Genomic DNA, 5,765 nt, shown 5'->3' with positions numbered 1-5,765 from the left:
CGCCGGGCCGGGGTTTCCTGTGTCGCGCGCCACCCCCCGCGCGACGCTTCCCCTCCGTGTGATCGTTTCTGTGTGATCGTTCAACTGTTGTAGTTACTGACTAGTAAAGTTCTGACGGTTTGTCCGGCAATGCTCGCCCTTGGGCCCTTTTTCGTCCCAGGGGTCGGGCGGTCGTCCGGCTGAGCGGGCCGGGCCGGTTAGGCTCTTGTCGCAAGGCCAAAGTGACCCTGCACAACCAGTGTCATATCCCAGAAGGAGATGCCTCGTGCCGTCCATCGACGTCGTCGTAGCCCGGGAAATCCTCGACTCCCGGGGGAACCCCACGGTCGAGGTCGAGGTTGGCCTCGACGACGGCAGCACGGGCCGTGCTGCCGTGCCGTCCGGCGCCTCCACCGGTGCGTTCGAGGCCATTGAGCTTCGCGACGGTGACCCCAACCGATACCAGGGCAAGGGTGTGGAGAAGGCCGTCCTCGCCGTGATCGAGCAGATCGGCCCGGAGCTCGTCGGCTACGACGCGACCGAGCAGCGGCTGATCGACCAGGCGATGTTCGACCTGGACGCCACCGAGAACAAGGGCTCGCTCGGCGCCAACGCCATCCTCGGCGTCTCACTGGCCGTCGCCCACGCCGCCTCCGAGGCCTCGGACCTGCCGCTCTTCCGCTACCTCGGCGGCCCGAACGCGCACCTGCTGCCCGTTCCGATGATGAACATCCTCAACGGTGGGTCGCACGCCGATTCCAACGTGGACATCCAGGAGTTCATGATTGCCCCGATCGGCGCGGAGTCCTTCTCCGAGGCGCTGCGCTGGGGTGCCGAGGTCTACCACACGCTGAAGAAGGTCCTGAAGACCAAGGGACTTTCGACCGGTCTCGGTGACGAGGGCGGCTTCGCGCCGAACCTGGAGTCGAACCGCGCCGCCCTCGACCTCATCGTCGAGGCCATCAAGGAAGCCGGCTACGTCCCGGGCAAGGACATCGCGCTCGCGCTCGACGTCGCCGCGTCCGAGTTCTACAAGGACGGCACGTACGAGTTCGAGGGCAAGTCCCGCTCGGCCGCCGAGATGACCGAGTACTACGAGGAGCTCGTCTCCGCGTACCCGCTGGTCTCCATCGAGGACCCGCTGTACGAGGACGACTGGGCCGGCTGGAAGGTCATCACCGACAGGCTCGGCGCCAAGGTGCAGATCGTCGGCGACGACCTCTTCGTCACCAACCCGGAGCGCCTGGCCCGCGGTATCGAGGAGGGCTCCGCCAACGCCCTGCTCGTCAAGGTCAACCAGATCGGTTCGCTGACCGAGACGCTGGACGCCGTCGAACTCGCCCAGCGCAACGGCTTCAAGTGCATGATGTCCCACCGCTCCGGCGAGACCGAGGACGTCACCATCGCGGACCTCGCCGTCGCGGTGAACTGCGGCCAGATCAAGACCGGCGCCCCGGCCCGCTCGGACCGCGTCGCCAAGTACAACCAGCTGCTGCGCATCGAGGAGATCCTCGACGACGCCGCGGTGTACGCGGGCCGCTCGGCGTTCCCGCGGTTTCGCTCTGCGAACTAATAAGCACAGCAAGGGTTGAGCGTCGGCCCGTCGCGGGCCGAAGCACCCGGCTTCCATCCGTCCCCGCACTCGGTCCCGTACCGTGTGCGGGGACGGACGTGCGCAATGGGGAGGCGGAGACATGGCCGCGAAGGACCGGGACCGGTTCTCCACCGCGACCCGGCTGCGGCTGCTCGGCGAGCAGACCGCCGCCCGTGTCTACCGGTCGCAGAACCGCCGTCAGGCCCGCCGGTCCAGGCTCACCGGCCGGGCGGCCTTCCTCGCGCTCGTCGTCTGCTCCCTGGTGGTGGCGCTCGCGTACCCGATGCGGCAGTACGTTTCGCAGCGGGACGAGATCGCCGACCAGGAGCGGCTGGCGCAGGAGGCCCGCGCCCGCACCGAGGAGCTGCGCGACGAGAAGGCGCGCCTCCAGGACGACGCGTACGTCAGGCAGCTGGCCCGCAAGCACCTGCACTACCTTCTTCCCGGGGAGACCGGTTACACGGTGATCGACCCCGACGCGGTCAAGGAGCGCAACGGTGAGACGGACGATTCCGACCGGCCGTGGCACTCCAACCTCTGGGACGGCGTCGACAGCGCCGACCGCGACTGACTCCCTTCGTCCCTCCTTCATCCTTCTGCAGAACCGCAGTTCGAGCAGCCCGATCAGAACCTAGGCAGGCATGGAAACCCCCCCTCCGCAGACCGAGTCCACCGCGCCCACCGAGGCGGACATTGCCGCGTTCCAGCAGCAGCTGGGCCGCCCGCCGCGCGGGCTGCGCGCGATCGCGCACCGCTGCCCGTGCGGCAACCCGGACGTGGTCGAGACGCAGCCCCGGCTGGAGGACGGTACGCCGTTCCCGACGACGTACTACCTGACGTGCCCGCGCGCCGCGTCCGCGATCGGCACGCTGGAGGCGAACGGCGTCATGAAGGAGATGACCGAGCGCCTCGGTACGGACCCCGAGCTGGCCGCCGCGTACCGGGCCGCGCACGAGGACTACATCGCCCGGCGCGACGCCATCGAGGTGCTGGAGGGCTTTCCGAGCGCGGGGGGCATGCCGGACCGGGTGAAGTGCCTGCACGTGCTGGTCGGGCACTCGCTGGCCGCGGGGCCCGGGGTGAACCCGCTGGGCGACGAGGCGATCGCGATGCTGCCGGAGTGGTGGCGCAAGGGGCCGTGCGTTTCGCCGTGCGGCGCGCCGGACGAGGGCTGACCGTTCCCCCTCCGGGGGCTCCGCCCCCGAACCCCCGCTCCTCAATCGCCGGAGGGGCTTGAACTGGGGCGGAGGGGCTTGATTCGGGGCTCTGCCCCTGACCCCGCTCCTCGATCGTCGGAGGGGCTTGATCCGGGAGTACTTCATGACCCGTGTGGCCGCCATCGACTGCGGTACCAACTCCATCCGTCTGCTCGTCGCAGACGCGGACCCGTCCACCGGTGAGCTCGTCGAACTCGACCGGCGGATGGAGATCGTCCGCCTCGGGCAGGGCGTCGACCGCACCGGCCGGCTCGCGCCCGAGGCGCTGGAGCGGACCTTCTCCGCCTGCCGCAGGTACGCGGAGGTGATCAAGGAGCACGGCGCGCGGAAGATCCGCTTCGTCGCCACCTCTGCCTCCCGTGACGCGGAGAACAAGGACGAGTTCGTCCGCGGTGTGCTGGACATCCTGGGCGTCGAGCCCGAGGTGATCAGCGGTGACGAGGAGGCGGAGTTCTCCTTCATCGGCGCCACCAAGGAGCTCACGGGCCGTGACCACTTCGAGAAGCCGTATCTCGTCGTGGACATCGGTGGCGGCTCCACCGAGTTCGTCGTCGGCGACGACCATGTGCGGGCCGCGCGCTCCGTGGACATGGGGTGCGTCCGGATGACCGAGCGGCACCTCGTGCACGACGGCGTCGTGAGTGATCCGCCGACCCCCGAGGAGATCGCCGCGATCCGCGCCGACATCGACGCGGCCCTCGACCTCGCCGAGGAGAGCGTCCCGCTCACCGGGGCCGCCACTCTCGTCGGCCTCGCCGGGACGGTCACCACGGTCGCCGCGATCGCCCTGGGGCTCGACGCGTACGACTCCGAAGCGATCCACCACTCCCGGATCTCCCTCGACCAGGTCCAGGAGATCACCGGACGGCTCCTCGCCTCCACCCACGCCGAGCGTGCCGCGATCGGCGCCATGCATCCGGGACGGGTCGACGTGATCACCTCGGGGGCGCTGATCCTGCTCGCCGTGATGAAGCGGACCGGGGCCCGGGAAGTCGTCGTCAGCGAGCACGACATCCTCGACGGAATCGGCTGGTCCGTCGCGTAGGGACCGCCTCGCGAGGGCGACCGTGAGCGGCGCTGCGCGCCGGCCTCCTGCCGGGTGCCGAAACGGCGCTCATGCGCACTCCGGCCTGCACCTTTGAGCTGGTGCGGGCTACCCGAGGGACGCTCCGCGGGGCACGTCGCGACGAAGTTCGTGAACTTCTTCACAAGGAATTCGGCCCCGTGAAGGGCAGTTCTGCTCCGTATGGGCATCCAGGGCCGCTCGCGGGGTCGTTCCGTGCCGATACGGGACCGTTCCGGGCGCGTTGCCGACGTGTGGATCGGGGCGGTGGTTCGCCCGCTCCGGAGGCTCAAGGGCCAGCTCACAGGCGGTGAGCAACGTTCGCCGCCGCGCCGTGGTTCCCCTCCGTGGTCATGACCTCGGTCACGTGGGCGGCGAAGTGTAGCAGAGGGTGGGGGATACCTTGTGAAGGGGCTCACGAGCCCGCCCCCCAAGGGGGGTGGATACTCGATGGCATGAGCACCACGGAGCGTCCCAGGATCCTCGTAGTAGGCGGTGGGTACGTAGGCCTGTACGCAGCTCGGCGCATTCTGAAGAAGATGCGCTACGGCGAGGCGACCGTCACGGTCGTCGATCCCCGGTCGTACATGACCTACCAGCCCTTCCTCCCCGAAGCTGCCGCCGGCAGCATCTCGCCTCGGCATGTCGTCGTCCCGCTGCGACGCGTACTGCCGAAGGCCGAGGTTCTCACCGGCCGCGTCACGACCATCGATCAGGACCGCAAGGTCGCCACGGTCGCGCCGCTCGTCGGCGAGGCCTACGAGCTGCCCTTCGACTACCTGGTCATTGCGATGGGCGCTGTCTCCCGCACCTTCCCGATCCCCGGCCTTGCCGAGCAGGGCATCGGCATGAAGGGCATCGAGGAGGCCATCGGCCTGCGCAACCACGTCCTCGAGCAGCTGGACAAGGCCGACTCGACGACCGATGAGGACGTCCGCCGCAGGGCGTTGACGTTCGTCTTCGTGGGCGGCGGGTTCGCCGGTGCGGAGACCATCGGCGAGGTCGAGGACATGGCCCGCGACGCGGCGAAGTACTACACGAACGTGAAGCGCGAGGACATGCGCTTCATCCTCGTCGACGCCGCCGACAAGATCCTTCCCGAGGTCGGCCCGAAGCTGGGTACCTGGGGCCGGGAGCACCTGGAGTCCCGTGGTGTCGAGGTCTTCCTCTCGACCTCCATGGACTCCTGCGTCGACGGTCACGTGGTGCTGAAGAACGGCCTGGAGGTCGACTCCAACACGATCGTGTGGACGGCCGGCGTGAAGCCGAACCCGGCGCTGGCCCGCTTCGGCCTGCCGCTCGGTCCGCGCGGTCACGTGGACACCTCCGAGAAGCTCCAGGTGCAGGGCACCGACTACATCTGGGCCGCGGGCGACAACGCCCAGGTCCCGGACATGGTCGGCCGCCGGGCCGGTAACCCGAACGCCTGGTGCCCGCCGAACGCCCAGCACGCGCTGCGTCAGGCCAAGGTCCTCGGTGACAACGTCATCTCCGGGATGCGGGGCTTCCCGCAGAAGGAGTACAGCCACGCCAACAAGGGTGCGGTCGCCGGTCTGGGGCTGCACAAGGGCGTCGCGATGATCGTCATGGGCAAGATGAAGATCAAGCTCAAGGGCCGTCTCGCCTGGTACATGCACCGTGGCTACCACGGCATGGCGATGCCGACCTGGAACCGTAAGATCCGGATTTTCGCCGACTGGACCCTTGCGATGTTCCTCAAGCGCGAGGTCGTCTCGCTCGGCGCCATGGAGACGCCGCGCGAGGAGTTCTACGAGGCCGCCAAGCCGGCCCCGGCACCGGCCGCCGCCAAGGCCGTGGGCGAGAAGGCCAAGGCCTCCTAGCCCGACCGCGGGCCCACTCGTCCGCGCAGTACGTGCACAACGCCCGAAGGGGCCGTCCGCCATCCGTGGTG

General features: G+C 69.0%; 5 protein-coding genes. All 5 read left to right on the top strand.

Annotation, left to right across the window (positions count from 1 at the left end):
* Window positions 1-265 precede the first annotated feature (265 nt).
* The 5 genes from eno (at window position 266) to ACFU8Q_RS38370 (ending at window position 5,694) form a co-directional block, all read left to right on the top strand.
* The gene (eno, locus tag ACFU8Q_RS38390) at window positions 266-1,552 is read left to right on the top strand and encodes a phosphopyruvate hydratase (RefSeq protein ID WP_384463883.1); all 1,287 of its coding nucleotides are present in this window, start codon (window positions 266-268) and stop codon (window positions 1,550-1,552) included.
* A 121-nt stretch (window positions 1,553-1,673) separates the two neighbouring features.
* Window positions 1,674-2,144 carry a septum formation initiator family protein gene (locus ACFU8Q_RS38385; protein WP_266746617.1) on the top strand — a complete coding sequence of 157 codons (471 nt, stop codon included), beginning with the start codon at window positions 1,674-1,676 and terminating at the stop codon, window positions 2,142-2,144.
* A gap of 70 nt (window positions 2,145-2,214) precedes the next feature.
* Window positions 2,215-2,748, top strand: coding sequence for a DUF501 domain-containing protein (locus ACFU8Q_RS38380; RefSeq protein WP_124722936.1), 534 nt, complete (start codon window positions 2,215-2,217; stop codon window positions 2,746-2,748).
* A gap of 145 nt (window positions 2,749-2,893) precedes the next feature.
* Complete coding sequence (locus tag ACFU8Q_RS38375) at window positions 2,894-3,835, top strand: exopolyphosphatase (RefSeq protein WP_384463879.1); 942 nt, start codon at window positions 2,894-2,896, stop codon at window positions 3,833-3,835.
* Between the two features lie 473 nt (window positions 3,836-4,308).
* Window positions 4,309-5,694 (top strand): NAD(P)/FAD-dependent oxidoreductase, encoded by a 1,386-nt coding sequence (locus ACFU8Q_RS38370; RefSeq protein ID WP_384463876.1) that lies wholly within the window; start codon window positions 4,309-4,311, stop codon window positions 5,692-5,694.
* Window positions 5,695-5,765: the final 71 nt, after the last annotated feature.

It is taken from the genome of Streptomyces sp. NPDC057543 (assembly GCF_042801895.1).
Lineage (GTDB): Bacteria > Actinomycetota > Actinomycetes > Streptomycetales > Streptomycetaceae > Streptomyces.
The sequence above is the reverse complement of the archived record's forward strand: the minus strand, read 5'-3'. Positions and strand labels throughout refer to the sequence as shown.